The 12,382-nt window shown below is 62.1% G+C and carries 14 protein-coding genes; 5 read left to right on the forward strand and 9 right to left on the reverse strand.

Features of this window, described 5'->3' with window-relative positions; translation table 11 throughout:
• Window positions 1-11 precede the first annotated feature (11 nt).
• The 5 genes from M1E04_RS09650 to M1E04_RS09670 form a co-directional block, all read right to left on the reverse strand.
• Window positions 12-482 (reverse strand): helix-turn-helix domain-containing protein, encoded by a 471-nt coding sequence (locus M1E04_RS09650; protein WP_192130189.1) that lies wholly within the window; start codon window positions 480-482, stop codon window positions 12-14.
• A 325-nt stretch (window positions 483-807) separates the two neighbouring features.
• Window positions 808-1,431 carry a PqiC family protein gene (locus M1E04_RS09655; RefSeq protein ID WP_192130190.1) on the reverse strand — a complete coding sequence of 208 codons (624 nt, stop codon included), beginning with the start codon at window positions 1,429-1,431 and terminating at the stop codon, window positions 808-810.
• On the reverse strand, window positions 1,428-3,104 hold the full coding sequence (locus tag M1E04_RS09660; RefSeq protein WP_065988560.1) for a PqiB family protein: 1,677 nt from the start codon (window positions 3,102-3,104) through the stop codon (window positions 1,428-1,430). The genes M1E04_RS09655 and M1E04_RS09660 overlap by 4 nt, the downstream gene beginning before the upstream one ends.
• Window positions 3,094-3,711, reverse strand: a complete 618-nt coding sequence (locus M1E04_RS09665; protein ID WP_065988559.1) for a paraquat-inducible protein A — start codon at window positions 3,709-3,711, stop codon at window positions 3,094-3,096. The genes M1E04_RS09660 and M1E04_RS09665 overlap by 11 nt, the downstream gene beginning before the upstream one ends.
• Window positions 3,708-4,334 (reverse strand): paraquat-inducible protein A, encoded by a 627-nt coding sequence (locus M1E04_RS09670; protein ID WP_456293171.1) that lies wholly within the window; start codon window positions 4,332-4,334, stop codon window positions 3,708-3,710. The genes M1E04_RS09665 and M1E04_RS09670 overlap by 4 nt, the downstream gene beginning before the upstream one ends.
• A 404-nt stretch (window positions 4,335-4,738) precedes the next feature.
• On the opposite strand from M1E04_RS09670, the gene M1E04_RS09675 reads away from it, so the two are divergent.
• Window positions 4,739-5,092, forward strand: coding sequence for an SPOR domain-containing protein (locus M1E04_RS09675; protein WP_065988558.1), 354 nt, complete (start codon window positions 4,739-4,741; stop codon window positions 5,090-5,092).
• 73 nt (window positions 5,093-5,165) lie between these two features.
• On the opposite strand, the gene M1E04_RS09680 is transcribed toward M1E04_RS09675, so the two are convergent.
• The gene (locus M1E04_RS09680; protein ID WP_065988557.1) at window positions 5,166-5,486 is read right to left on the reverse strand and encodes a DUF883 family protein; all 321 of its coding nucleotides are present in this window, start codon (window positions 5,484-5,486) and stop codon (window positions 5,166-5,168) included.
• 201 nt (window positions 5,487-5,687) lie between these two features.
• On the opposite strand from M1E04_RS09680, the gene M1E04_RS09685 reads away from it, so the two are divergent.
• A complete protein-coding gene (locus M1E04_RS09685; protein WP_065988751.1) occupies window positions 5,688-5,945 on the forward strand; it encodes a hypothetical protein in 258 nt (85 codons plus the stop codon).
• 156 nt (window positions 5,946-6,101) lie between these two features.
• On the opposite strand, the gene M1E04_RS09690 is transcribed toward M1E04_RS09685, so the two are convergent.
• Together M1E04_RS09690 and M1E04_RS09695 are read right to left on the reverse strand one after the other, a co-directional pair.
• Window positions 6,102-6,584 carry an LEA type 2 family protein gene (locus M1E04_RS09690; protein WP_456292845.1) on the reverse strand — a complete coding sequence of 161 codons (483 nt, stop codon included), beginning with the start codon at window positions 6,582-6,584 and terminating at the stop codon, window positions 6,102-6,104.
• Between the two features lie 42 nt (window positions 6,585-6,626).
• Entirely contained in the window at window positions 6,627-8,108 is a 1,482-nt protein-coding gene (locus M1E04_RS09695; RefSeq protein ID WP_296306938.1) for a nucleobase:cation symporter-2 family protein, read from the reverse strand.
• 216 nt (window positions 8,109-8,324) lie between these two features.
• Here M1E04_RS09695 and M1E04_RS09700 point away from each other — a divergent pair, with 216 nt between their 5' ends.
• From M1E04_RS09700 to M1E04_RS09710, 3 genes are all read left to right on the forward strand, one after another.
• On the forward strand, window positions 8,325-8,624 hold the full coding sequence (locus M1E04_RS09700; RefSeq protein WP_065988555.1) for an ArsR/SmtB family transcription factor: 300 nt from the start codon (window positions 8,325-8,327) through the stop codon (window positions 8,622-8,624).
• Between the two features lie 736 nt (window positions 8,625-9,360).
• Complete coding sequence (locus tag M1E04_RS09705; protein WP_410934032.1) at window positions 9,361-10,830, forward strand: MFS transporter; 1,470 nt, start codon at window positions 9,361-9,363, stop codon at window positions 10,828-10,830.
• 98 nt (window positions 10,831-10,928) lie between these two features.
• Window positions 10,929-11,516, forward strand: coding sequence for a LysE family translocator (locus tag M1E04_RS09710; RefSeq protein ID WP_065988553.1), 588 nt, complete (start codon window positions 10,929-10,931; stop codon window positions 11,514-11,516).
• Between the two features lie 28 nt (window positions 11,517-11,544).
• On the opposite strand, the gene M1E04_RS09715 is transcribed toward M1E04_RS09710, so the two are convergent.
• A complete protein-coding gene (locus tag M1E04_RS09715) occupies window positions 11,545-12,378 on the reverse strand; it encodes an AraC family transcriptional regulator (protein ID WP_192130196.1) in 834 nt (277 codons plus the stop codon).
• Window positions 12,379-12,382 lie beyond the last annotated feature (4 nt).

Consider the following 12,382-nt stretch of genomic DNA (forward strand, 5'->3'; position numbering starts at 1 on the left):
ACGAACCCGCCTTACACCAGCTTCGAGGTCTCGAAGATCAACTTCATCGTCGCCTGGGCCAGCGACTGCGCTTCAACCCGTATCGTCTCCAGCTGCACTTTGGCCTCGTTGAACCGGGCGTCGTGATTGCGCACCTCAATGAGTTGCGTCAGTTGCAACGAGGCGTCGATGAGGCCATAGAGGTTACGGTGCAGTTGGTGGGTGACTTTGGTCAGATGGGGATAGACGTCCGGCTTCCCCTCAGGATCAATCACAGCCGCCATATTCATGACGTCCCCAGAAGATCGGTTGCCGCTCAGGACATAGTTGAGGTCGACACCGGCTTGCGCAATGCGAAGCAGATAATCGGCCTTGGGTGATCGAGTGCCGTTCTCGTAATTGCCCTGAGCGTTCGTCTCGACGCCACCAATCGCTCCCAATGCGCTCTGTGACAGCTTCAGTCTGTTGCGTTCCTGCCTGAGTCGCAGGCCTATGCCGTTCATGCGATCAACTCCATTTGACGATCCCTGACGTTAAGCAGCTGATTGCGAATTCATGAATCGACTCGGCGCGAGAATGAGCAGATCAACGCAAACGGGTGCGGCTGATGAGGTTTAACCAACTCATACCGGGCCAGACAATACAACCATCTGGTTGGAATGTGGATCCAAACATACCGGTTTGTAGGATTATTCTCAAACAGTTGTACGATAACTGCCCGAATGAAGTGCTTTTATGTGGACTGTTCGGCGTTCTGAGCGGGGGGGGGGGCGAGGGAGCGAAGGGCGGTAAACAGCCGGGGCCTCTGCAGCCCCGGCGTCGATGCTCTCAGGAAGGGCAGTGGGCGTCGGGTTGACGCGCCCATTGCGTGGCGGTGCGGGCGATGGTGTCGGCCAGCGTTGACACGGCTTTCTGGTGCGCGATGACCAGATTTTCCATGCCGATGCCCGCCGGTTGCCTGATGACGCTGCTGCAGGTGAGGGTTTGCCGCTGGGTACCGGGCTCGGCCCCGATGCCTCGCAGGCTCAGGTTCCAGACGACATCGATCAGCGCATATTGATCCAGCACCGATTCAAAGCGACGTACGTCGGTCCGGACCGACAGCACCGGCTGATCACGTTGTTTGGGCAAGCCCGCCAAGTCCCGTGAGCCGAAGCGGCGCTCCAGTTGCCCGGTCAGGGCGTCATGGAACTCATCGCCCAATGGGGCGCCCCAACGCTCATTCTCCAAAATCGCCAGGCTGCCGTTGCCCTGGCGGATGACCAGCGGCGGCTGATCGACCTGAACCGCCATGAGCACCGCCTGCATTTCAAACTGGAACGGCGTCTGACCCACACTTGCAGGCGTCGGAGTGGCCGGCGCGATCAGCGTGTAATAGTGGGTCGGCGTGGAGGAGCAGGCCGTCACACCCAGCACACAGGTCAGGGCGAGGAATGAGTTACGCAAGGTCATTGAGCAGGCTCCGGAGCAATTTCACGGGAAGAGGATGATCCTTTGTACGAGCCGGGCGCCGCATCGCCGGTACGACCGCGAATCAGCGATTCAGGGTGACGGCTGAGGAAATCGGTCAACACACGGACCGAGCGCGCCGTGCGCTGGACTTCGTCCATGGCCTGACCCAGTTGCTGACGCGCAGGCGAGTCATCCGACAACGCTTCGTTGGCCGTACCCAGGGTTTTCTGCGCTTGCTGCAACGCGCCGCGCATCTGCGGCAACACATCGCTGTTGACCTGCTTCATGGTTTTCTGAAGTTCGATCAGGCTGCCGTTGAGATTCTTCGCCAGGTCGTCGAGGGGGATCTTGCCCAGTTTGTCGACGAACGCCTGCAACTGCTCCTGCAGTTTGTCGAAGCTGCCGGGCACCGTCGGGATCTCCAGCGGCCGCGCCTTGGCGTTGTAGGAAATCTTCGCCGCCTTGGGATCGAAATCCATCGCGACGTACAGCTGGCCGGTCAACAGGTTGCCGGTACGCACTTGCGCCCGCAGCCCGCGTTCGACGAACTTCCCGAGAATCCTTGAGGTCTGCTCTTCGTCATCGCCAGCGCCTGCCTGCTCTTTGAGCTTGTCATTGGCCGCACCGAGGCGCTGGGGATAAATGACTGCACCGACGATGCCGGGGAATGTGCCCGTGGCAGCGTCATAGTCGAGGTCCACCGACACCACACGGCCGATATTGACGCCGAGGAAATCCACCGGCGCATTGACCACCAGGCCGCGCAGCGACTGGTTGAAGCGCATGCGGATGTATTTGGGTTCGCCATCGGGCGGGGCCAGTGCCGTGGTCTGGTCTTCGAACAGTTTGAATTCGGCGTTGCCGTCGGCTGGCTTGGCGTCGGGGCTGTATTTGGGTTCGCGGAAGGCGATACCGCCGGAGAGGATCGACGCCATGGACTGGGTCGACACTTTCAGGCCCGAGGCGCCGAGGGTCACGTCCACGCCGCTGGCGTTCCAGAAGCGCGAGTCGGTGAGCACGAACTGATCATTGGGCGCGCCGACGAAGATTTCGACGTCGACGCCCTTGCCGTCCTTCGCCAGTTCGTAGGCCACGACCTGGCCCACCTGGATGCGGCGGAAGTACACCGGCGAGCCGATGTCCAGCGAGCCGAGGTCGTCGGTGTGCAGAATGAAGCGTTTGCCTTTCTCACCGAAGGTCACGGCGGGCGGGGTTTCCAGACCGGTGAAGTCCTTTTTGGTTTCTTCCGAGCTGCCCGCGTCGGCGCCGATGAAAGCCCCCGACAACAGCGTGTCGACACCGGTGACGCCGTGGGCACCAATGCGCGGACGCACCACCCAGTACTGCGTATCGGCGCGGGTGAACGGCGCGGCCGACTGGTTCAGGTCGATGCTCGCCAGCACGTGGGTGCGGTCATCGCTGAGTTCGATGTCGGTGACGATGCCGATGACCACGTTCTTGTACTTGACCTGGGTCTTCTTGGCTTCCAGGCCCTCTGCCGTGAGAAAGCTCACCACCACTTTGGGGCCGACGTTGAGGAAGTCATGAACCACCATCGACAGGCCGATCAGGGCCGCGACGATCGGCACCAGCCAGACCAGCGAAACGCGCATCTTGCGCGCTTTGACTTGCGGTCGAGTCGGCGGGGAGGGGGGTAGGGTGTTATCGGACATCTTCAACCTCTGCGTCCCAGATTAGCCGGGGATCGAACGTCATGGCGGCAAGCATGGTCATCACCACCACCAAACCAAAAAACAGAATGCCAAGGCGCGGCTCGATGGTGCTGAGCCCGCGAAACTGAACCAGGGCTGCCACCAGCGCGACCACCAGCACATCAAGCATGGACCAGTAGCCGATCAACTCAATGAAACGAAACAGCCGCGAACGTTCGCGCATCGCCCAGGTGCTGCGGCGCTGGCAGGTCACCAGCATCAGCCCCAGTACTAGAAACTTGATACAGGGCACGACCACGCTGGCGATGAAAATCAGAATGGCGATGTCCCACGAGCCGCTTTCGGCGAACTCGATCACCCCGCTCATGATGGTGTTCTCGCTGCTGCTGCCCAGCATCGTCGTGTACATCACCGGCAACAGATTGGCCGGGATATAGAAGATCAGACCGGCAATCAGAAAGGCCCAGGTGCGCGTCAGGCTGTTGGGCTTGCGCCGATGCACGGGCGAGTTGCAGCGCGGGCATTCATGGGCCTCTTCCGCGCAGACGTAACTGCACACGTGGCACAGGGTGATCTTGTACTCCCGAGCGTAGGGAATGCCGTTCATTCAGGTTGGACTCCCAGTTCATCCCACAGGCGGCGGATGTCCTTGCCGGCGATCAGCAGGATCAGCACCATCAGCATCGCCATTGCCCACAGGCCGACGCCTGCGTGCACATCGAGCATGCCCGCCAGTTTGACGATGGCCACCAGAATCCCCAGCAGGCACACCTCCAACATGCTCCAGGGCCGCAGGTGTTCGAGGGTGCGCATGCACATTTTGAAGCCGGGGGCGATTTCGCCGCGATGGGCATGGGCCAGCACCCAGAACAACAAGGCGATCTGCAGTGCCGGGGCAAGAATGATGGCCAGCCCGGCCACCAGCGCAATCAACGTGATCTGCCCCTGGGCCAGCGCCTGAACCGAACCCCACAGCGTTACCTCGTTGTGCAGGCCCTGCATGCTGATGGTGATGACCGGGAATACGTTGGCGAAGATGAACAGAATGCAGGCCGCAATGCTCAGGGCAAGCAGTTGCTCGAGGGTCAGCCGATGGCTGCGACGCAGGATCGCGGCGCAGCGCAGGCAATAGGCTGCCTCGCCCTTGTTCAGGGGCATGGACTCATAGACCGAGTCGCAGTGCTCGCAAATGATCCACTGATCACCGTGGCCATGGGGCTCGGCGATCATTGGCGCGGTCGGCTGCTCGGGGGCATGAGCCTGGCGGTGAGAAATGTCAGTCATCGGCGTGGGCGTCGCGGAATTCATGGGCGTGTTCGCGATAGATCGGCTGTTGTCGATTGCGCGCCTGTGGGGCGGGCGGGCAGCCATGCCCGGTCGGTGAGGCGCAGGCTGGCATTATCGGAAATGAACGTCATCAAGGTGCGCCTGCGAAAAGACTTGAGAGATTGACCACAGTGCCATCATCGCGTTCGGTTATTTGTGGGCCCGGCAGCAATCTTCCAGGGGCTCGGTCACCGGTGAGGGTTGAAGACCCGTTCAGGGCGGTCGCCGAGCAGTGTACCGGCTGGACGTTAAACTCGCACTCGCCTGCGGTGGTAGACTCCCGCCACTTCAAACGAGGAGCGACAGACGTGCGCAAGATGGCAATGATGGTGGCGGTGTTGATGCTGGCGGGTTGTGATGGCGGCAAGCCCGCAACGCCCGCCCAGGTTCCGAGCACTGATTCGACCGCGGAAGCGCCGACGCCGGCTTCGCCGCAATGGACCATTCGTGTCCATTTGAAAGAAGCGCTGAGCGACATGACCTATTGGCTGGTCGAGCACCATTACCCGTCTTATGTGGTGAAGGTCGATGGCAGGGAAGTGGTGATGATCGGGCCGTTCGAGTCTCAGGCAGACGCCGAGAAGGCCAAGACAGAGATCGATGCCGCGATGGTCAAAGGCCACCGCCTGTCACAGCTGGAAGTGATCTCGCCTCGATCTTGAGGATGTAAAGCCGGTGGCATCAGGCGATGCCACCGGCCAAAGCGAGTCTGGCTACAGAATCAAACGTCGCTCATCAACGACGGCCCAGCAGCAGACCCACCACCAGACCGAAGCCTGCCGAGATCGCCACGGTCTGCCATGGGTGACCGCCGATGTAGTTTTCGGTGGCATCAACGGCTGGCTTGGCGCGTTCGCGCACGCTGCCCACCGATTCCATGGCCTGCTTGAGCTTCTGGCTCAATTGGGCGCGCACGGTGTCGGCTTCTTCGCCAACCAGCGAGGCGCTGTCCTTGAGCAGTTTGTCGGACTCTTCAATGAGGGCGGCCAGTTCGCTGAACGCTTGATCCTTGATCTGTTCGACAGCGGCGTTCTGAGCAGCAGTTTTACGAGCCATGGCAAATTTCCTTTCAGTGGTTATAGCAGTGTGCAATGGAGTTTTGAGCGCCCCAAAAGTTGCAGCCCAATTCTGCCAGCGACCAAAAAGTACAACGAATGGGGTCGGGATTCACCGTCCGCGGGTGTAAGATGCTGACGTTTTTCGAGCCGGCCACCGGCTCCGTTTATGCGTTTCGTTTTGCACATCGAGGTACATACCATGAGCTACAACCTGGCCAACAAAACCCTTCCGGAACGCGCCGCCATCGAGGACGAAAAGTCTCGCCTGTTCGATCTGTGGCAGAGCAATCTGGGCAAGGCCAAGGCTGACGCCGCCCGGCTGATGGGCGAGCGGGCCAAGCGCAAGGGCAAATGGTCGGAGTGGGTGCGCGGCGAACTCGACGCCATGTCGCCGCCGGAGTACGCCAACATGGTGCGCGCCGAGGTCAATCGTCAGGTGGCAGCGGCGCGGGGCTGAGGCATTCGATCCCGCCCATTGTAGGACCGGCTTTAGCCGGGAAGAGGCCGGTCCTGGCGACGTTACTTTTGCCTGATTTTTGCGGTGTCGTGCCTCACGCCTTCCCGGCTAAAGCCGGTCCCACTAAAAGCGTAAAGCCGGTCACGCAGTCCGCCATCACCAACTGCCGCTGGCCGGTTTCGGCAGGCTCAGCGTGCCGCTGTCCTCAAAGCGCATCGTGCCGAACAGCCCGCCAGCCAGCTTGCCGTGCAGTTCGTAGGGCAGGTTGTCGAGGCCCTGCTGATCGGCGAGGCCCACCGCCTGGCGCAAGGCGGCAAAGGCTGAAACGGTGACCGGGACCGTCAGCACGCCTTCGGAGAACCGCCCGATCGTACCTTTCTGATCGCTGACGCCAGACGCCAGCAAGCGACCGTTGACGTCCAGATTCAGCGCCACGCCGTCGTACTGGATGTCGGTGTCATTGGGGTTCTGCAGGCGCAGCTTCACGGCGAAGCGAATTTCCAGATCCTGGCCGGGCAGGGGATCGATGCCCACCACGTTGATGTTCAGCGGGTCGCGGTTGGGAAACAGCGCGCAGGCACTCAGTGCCAGAACCATGGCCAGGCCGGCGAGGAGGGTGCGGATCGGGCGTAGCGGCATCGGTGACTCCCGTGGCAGGCAGCTGGGGCGCAACACGCCCCTTCAAACGTCCTGACGATTCAACTGTGCGACCTCGCGGGCCCCAAGAGGTTCTCCGGCAGGTTCTGCGCCAAGGTCTGCGCGAGAGCCGGGGGGCGGGTCCTGCAGCACCTTCAAGGTCGCGGCTTCCGGGTCGAACTCAGTCAGCTCCGGCTCCTGGTACTCCTCCGGCAGGAAGATATTGAGGATGATCGCGCAGAACGCGCCGACGGTGATGGGCGATTCGAAAATGTTGTGCAGCGCCTTGGGCAGCTCGCGCAAGACTTCCGGCACGGCAGCGACGCCCAGGCCCATGCCCAGGGAAATCGCCACGATCAGCATATTGCGCCGATGCAGGCCGGCCTCCGACAGGATCTTGATCCCCGCCACCGCGACCGTGCCGAACATGATCAGGGTCGCGCCACCCAGCACCGGCTTCGGCATCAGTTGCAGCACGGCGCCGATGATCGGAAACAGGCCCAGGAGCACCAGAATCCCGGCGATGAAAAACGCCACATAGCGGCTTGCCACACCGGTCAGCTGAATAACCCCGTTGTTCTGCGCGAAGGTCACCATGGGCAGGCTGTTGAAGGTCGCGGCCAGCGCCGAATTCAGGCCGTCCGCCAGCAGCCCTGATTTGATCCGGCGGATGTACACCGGTCCGCTCACCGGCTGCCGGGAAATCATCGAATTGGCGGTGAGGTCCCCGGCGGCCTCCAGCGGCGACACGAGAAAGATCACCGCGATCGGGATGAACGCCAGCAGGTCGAAGGAAAACCCGTATTTGAACGGCACTGGAAGGCTCATCACCGGCACCTGAGGCATCTGCGCGAAATCCACCCGACCCATAAGCCAGGCGACCGCGAAGCCCAAGGTCAGGGCGATGATGATCGCGCTCAGGCGCAGTAACGGAATATTGAACCGGTTGAGCACCACGATGGTGATCAGCACCAGACCGGCCAGGCCCATGTTCGCCGCTGAGCCCAGGTCGCTGGCGCCGAAGCCGCCGGCCATGTCAGTCATGGCCACCTTCAATAACGACAGGCCCATCAAGGTAATGATCGTGCCGGTGACCACCGGGGTGATCAGCTTGCGCAACTTGCCGATGAACTGGCTGAGGACCACCTCGACGAACGCGGCGCAAAAGCACACGCCGAAGATCGTCGAGAGAATTTCGTCGGTGCCGCCGCCGCGGCTCTTGACCATAAACCCGGCGCTGAGAATCACGCTGAGGAAGGAGAAGCTGGTGCCCTGCAGGCACAGCAGCCCCGAGCCGATCGGGCCGAAGCGTTTGGCCTGAACAAAGGTGCCCAGCCCGGAGACGAACAGCGCCATGCTGATCAGGTAGGGCACTTCGCTGTCGAGCCCGAGCACGCCGCCAACGATGAGGGTGGGGGTGATGATGCCGACGAAACTGGCCAGCACGTGCTGCAACGCCGCGAAGATCGCGGCGGTGAAATGCGGCCGGTCTTCAAGCCCGTAGATGAGGTCGGAGGGTGCAGGCATGGCGGTCGATCGCAGGGGAAAAGGGCGCGCAGGATGCCAGAAAACGCTACGCAGGTCTGCGGGCAGCGTCGGGTTGTTCGCAGGCGAATCCTCACGGCGCTGAACCATCTTTTGCCGTGAGCCTCCATAGTATTGACCGCCAGTGCCCACCGTCATTAGCCTGTCGGTTTATTCCGCAGTATCTCTGGACAAGGAGGTTTTTACTGAGGCGTCACGATGATCGAGAGCACGGCACAGCAGTTTCCGTTGAGTGAGTCGCAAATCGCATTGATAGCCCGGGCGCTGGCTGACAGCCGCCGCTTCCGGATACTGGTTCAGATTGGCAACAGCGAACAGGCGCTGCCCTGCGCCGAGGTGCTGAAGGTCAATCCGGTCAGCGCCGCTACCGTTTCCCACCACACCAAAGAGCTCGAGCGCGCCGGCCTCATCGCCACCCTGCGCGAGGGCAAATACGCCAGCTTCATGATTCAGCGAGAGGTCCTCCACGCCTACGCCCAGCAGTTGATGCAGATCTAGCGTGTGCCGCTTGGTACCGATCGAATGTCAGCGCCCGCACTGGCCCCTTCCCGGCTAAAGCCGCTCCTACGATGGCATCGCATGCATCCAGCAGGATTGGCATTGACTGTAGGACCGGCTTCAGCCGGGAAGGCGCCAGTACCGGCGGCCTCAATGTTGAGTCCAGCCGGGGACAGATTCATTTACGATGAAGCGCTGTAAATAAATCAGTCCCCTTTGCCACGTACGCCCAGCAGTTGATGCAGATCTAGCGTGTGCCGCTTGGTACCGATCGAATGTCAGCGCCCGCACTGGCCCCTTCCCGGCTAAAGCCGGTCCTACGATGGCATCGCATGCATCCAGCAGGATTGGCATTGACTGTAGGACCGGCTTCAGCCGGGAAGGCGCCAGTACCGGCGGCCTCAATGTTGAGTCCAGCCGGGGACAGATTCATCTACGATGAAGCGCTGTAAATAAATCAGTCCCCTTTGCCCCTGGTCCCCTTTGCCCTGCTTTGCCACTCGCTCTGTCACTCTCTGCCACCGAGCCGGCCGCGATCCTGTGGGAGCGAGCTTGCTCGCGAAGGCTTGCTCTCACCCACCGAAAAAAGTAGCTGACTGCTCCGGCCCCTTCCTGAGCAAGCTCGGTCCCACAGGTTCGGTGGCGTGCCGAAGATATCGGGCAACACCCCGCTGAACTCCCACGTCCCCCGCGAACTCTGAACCCACAGATCACTTCCGATCCACGGGGACGAGTCATGGCGATCAGCGGCGTGCAGGCAGGAGCGGCAGACAGCAAAGGGGAGGTGTTCGAAACGGATCTCCCGGCCCGGCTCGATCGTCTGCCGTGGGGGCGCTTTCACACGTTGCTGGTCTTCGCGCTGGGCATCACCTGGCTGCTCGACGGGCTCGAAGTGACGCTGGCGGGCTCGGTGTCCGGGGCGTTGAAAGACAGCCCCGTCCTGCACCTGACCAACGCTGACATCGGTCTGGCCGGCGGCGCCTACATCTGCGGCGCGGTGCTGGGGGCGTTGTTCTTTGGCTGGCTGACCGACCGTCTGGGCCGGCGCAAGCTGTTCTTCATCACCCTCGCGCTGTACATCACCGCCACCGCCGCCACGGCGTTTTCCTTCAGCCTATGGAGTTTCCTGCTGTTCCGCTTTCTCACCGGGATGGGCATCGGCGGCGAGTACACGGCGATCAACTCGACCATCCAGGAATTCACGCCCGCACGGTTTCGCGGCTGGGTCGACCTGACCATCAACGGCACCTTCTGGATCGGCGCGGCCTTGGGCGCGGTCGGCTCTATTGTGCTGCTGGACGCCCCGTGGGTCGGCGCGGACATGGGCTGGCGCCTGTGTTTCGGCATCGGCGCGGTGCTCGGCCTGATCATTCTGCTGATGCGCCTGTGGCTGCCGGAAAGCCCGCGCTGGTTGCTGATCCATGGCCAGGGCGAGGAGGCGAGGGTGATCGTGGAAGGCATCGAAGAACGCCTGCGTCGCCAGGGCCATGACCTGTCAGCGCCAACGGGCCCGCCCCTGCGTCTGCATGCACGGGACCACACGCCGCTGAAAGAGATTTTCCATACGCTGTTCAACACCTACCGCCGCCGCGCCCTGGTGGGCCTGACGTTGCTGACCGCCCAGGCGTTCTTCTACAACGCGATTTTCTTCACCTACGCGCTGGTGCTCACCGAGTTCTACCAAGTGCCTTCGGCCTCGATCGGCTGGTACGTGCTGCCGCTGGCGTTGGGCAATTTCTGCGGGCCCTTGCTGCTGGGCCGGCTGTTCGATGTGGTCGGTCGGCGGGTGATGATCAGCCTGACCTACGCCGTGTCCGGGGTCCTGCTGACCATTAGCGGCTATCTGTTCCAGCAGGGCGTTCTGGATGTCACGCAGCAGGCCATCGCCTGGATGATCATTTTCTTCTTTGCCTCGGCAGCGGCCAGTTCGGCGTATCTCACCGTCGCCGAAACCTTTCCGCTGGAAATCCGCGCGCTGGCCATCGCCGTGTTTTACGCGTTCGGCACGGCGCTGGGCGGCATCGTCGGCCCAATGCTGTTTGGTGAGCTGATCGACACCCATGAGCGGGCCCCGGTGTTTTTCGGCTACCTGATTGGCGCCGCGCTGATGGTGCTGGCCGCCGTGGTGCAGGCGATCTGGGGCGTGGCCTCCGAGGGTAAATCCCTCGAAGAAGTGGCGCGGCCGTTGTCCCAGGCCCACGACTGACCCCAGCAGCCTGTCAGCGATTGGTCAGTTTTGTTCAATCGCCCGCTCGTGCGCCCTTTGTACACTCAACCCACAGTCAATAAGGTGGGAGACGTGCAATGAACCTGATGATGTCCATGGCGGCGTTCGCGCTGGCGGCGTCGATATCGCCGGGCCCGGTGAATGTCGTGGCGCTCAGCTCGGGCGCGCAGTTCGGCTTGATCCCCAGCTTGCGCCACGTGCTCGGCGCGACGGTGGGGTTCGTCGTGCTGCTGATGTTCACCGGGTTCGGCCTGCATGAAGTGCTGCAGCGCTACCCGATGCTGACCGACATCATTCGCTGGGCCGGGGTGGCGTTTCTGCTCTATCTGGCGTGGAAGCTGGCGATGGACGACGGCCGCCTCGACGTCACCAGACCGACCCGCGAGCCGTCGTTTTTCCATGGCGCGGCGATGCAGTGGCTGAACCCGAAAGCGTGGCTGGCGGCGGTGGCGGGGATGGGCGCATTCGTGGCCGATGGCGAAGCGCGACTGATCGGTCTGTTTGCGCTGATTTACTTCGTCGTGTGCTACCTGTCGGTGGGCTGCTGGGCCTACGCCGGTGCCTTTCTCGGTCCGTATCTGCGCAGTCCTCGGCGCATTCGCGTGTTCAACCGCAGCATGGCGGCGCTGTTGGCAGGCTGCGCGGTGTCGCTGTTTTACGTCTGAACCCTCCCTTGCGAGCAGCAACCGCTGATCAGGGCTTGTACTGCCCCGGCGTTGCCGCCAGATGCTTTTTGAACGCCCGCTGAAAGTGCGCCTGATCGGCAAAGCCGCTCTGCTGCGCGATGTCGGCGATGGGCTCGCCGCTGCGCAATTGCGCCTGGCCGTGCTGGATGCGCCGGTTGACCAGCCAGGCGTGCGGGGTCATGTGGTAATGCTGCTCGAACGCACGAATCAGGTAGGCCTCCGACAGATTCGCCACCGCGCACAAGTCCTCCAGCCGGATCGGCTGCAGATAATGCGCATCAATGTAACGCGCCGCACGTTCGACCTTGGGATTGGCCCGTTTGGGCGTCAATGTCGAGCCGCCCAGGCGCTGTTCGACCAGGGTGAAAAACCTCACAGCGGCCTCCTGTTTTGCCAGCGTGTCCAGCTGCGCATCCACCAGCCGCCGGTGCAGCTCCAGCAGCCCGTTGAACAACAGCGGGTCACGACAATGGGTGGCCGGATATCCTCGAAACACGCCGCCGTTGCTGACCCCGCAATCGCGCTGAAGCGCCCCCAGCCACTGGGCGTTGACGTACAGCATCAGGTAGGACCACGGCTGATCGTCGATGGGGTTGCAGGCGTGGACCTCGCCGGGGTTCATCACCACAACGGTGCCGGTGGTGATGGTCTGGGTGGTTTTCTCGTGCAGATAGGTGCTTTGCCCGGCGGTGATTGCGCCGATGGAAAACACGTCGTGGGCGTGACGGGAATAGCAGACCTTGCGGCCGTCATCAATGGACCGCGCCTCGATGAAAGGCAACTGAGCGTCCCGCCAGAACACCGGTTGATCAAGACGTTTCAACGGGTTCTGGCAGGTCATTTCA

It is taken from the genome of Pseudomonas sp. AK106 (genome assembly GCF_053903055.1).

Excerpts from the sequence above, each read along its gene's own strand:
- M1E04_RS09650 (WP_192130189.1), bottom strand. The coding sequence starts at position 482 with ATGAACGGCATAGGCCTGCGACTCAGGCAGGAACGCAACAGACTGAAG.
- M1E04_RS09655 (WP_192130190.1), bottom strand. The coding sequence starts at position 1,431 with ATGACCTTGCGTAACTCATTCCTCGCCCTGACCTGTGTGCTGGGTGTG.
- M1E04_RS09660 (WP_065988560.1), bottom strand. The coding sequence starts at position 3,104 with ATGTCCGATAACACCCTACCCCCCTCCCCGCCGACTCGACCGCAAGTC.
- M1E04_RS09665 (WP_065988559.1), bottom strand. The coding sequence starts at position 3,711 with ATGAACGGCATTCCCTACGCTCGGGAGTACAAGATCACCCTGTGCCAC.
- M1E04_RS09670 (WP_456293171.1), bottom strand. The coding sequence starts at position 4,334 with ATGATCGCCGAGCCCCATGGCCACGGTGATCAGTGGATCATTTGCGAG.
- M1E04_RS09680 (WP_065988557.1), bottom strand. The coding sequence starts at position 5,486 with ATGGCTCGTAAAACTGCTGCTCAGAACGCCGCTGTCGAACAGATCAAG.
- M1E04_RS09685 (WP_065988751.1), top strand. The coding sequence starts at position 5,688 with ATGAGCTACAACCTGGCCAACAAAACCCTTCCGGAACGCGCCGCCATC.
- M1E04_RS09690 (WP_456292845.1), bottom strand. The coding sequence starts at position 6,584 with ATGCCGCTACGCCCGATCCGCACCCTCCTCGCCGGCCTGGCCATGGTT.
- M1E04_RS09695 (WP_296306938.1), bottom strand. The coding sequence starts at position 8,108 with ATGCCTGCACCCTCCGACCTCATCTACGGGCTTGAAGACCGGCCGCAT.
- M1E04_RS09700 (WP_065988555.1), top strand. The coding sequence starts at position 8,325 with ATGATCGAGAGCACGGCACAGCAGTTTCCGTTGAGTGAGTCGCAAATC.
- M1E04_RS09705 (WP_410934032.1), top strand. The coding sequence starts at position 9,361 with ATGGCGATCAGCGGCGTGCAGGCAGGAGCGGCAGACAGCAAAGGGGAG.
- M1E04_RS09710 (WP_065988553.1), top strand. The coding sequence starts at position 10,929 with ATGAACCTGATGATGTCCATGGCGGCGTTCGCGCTGGCGGCGTCGATA.
- M1E04_RS09715 (WP_192130196.1), bottom strand. The coding sequence starts at position 12,378 with ATGACCTGCCAGAACCCGTTGAAACGTCTTGATCAACCGGTGTTCTGG.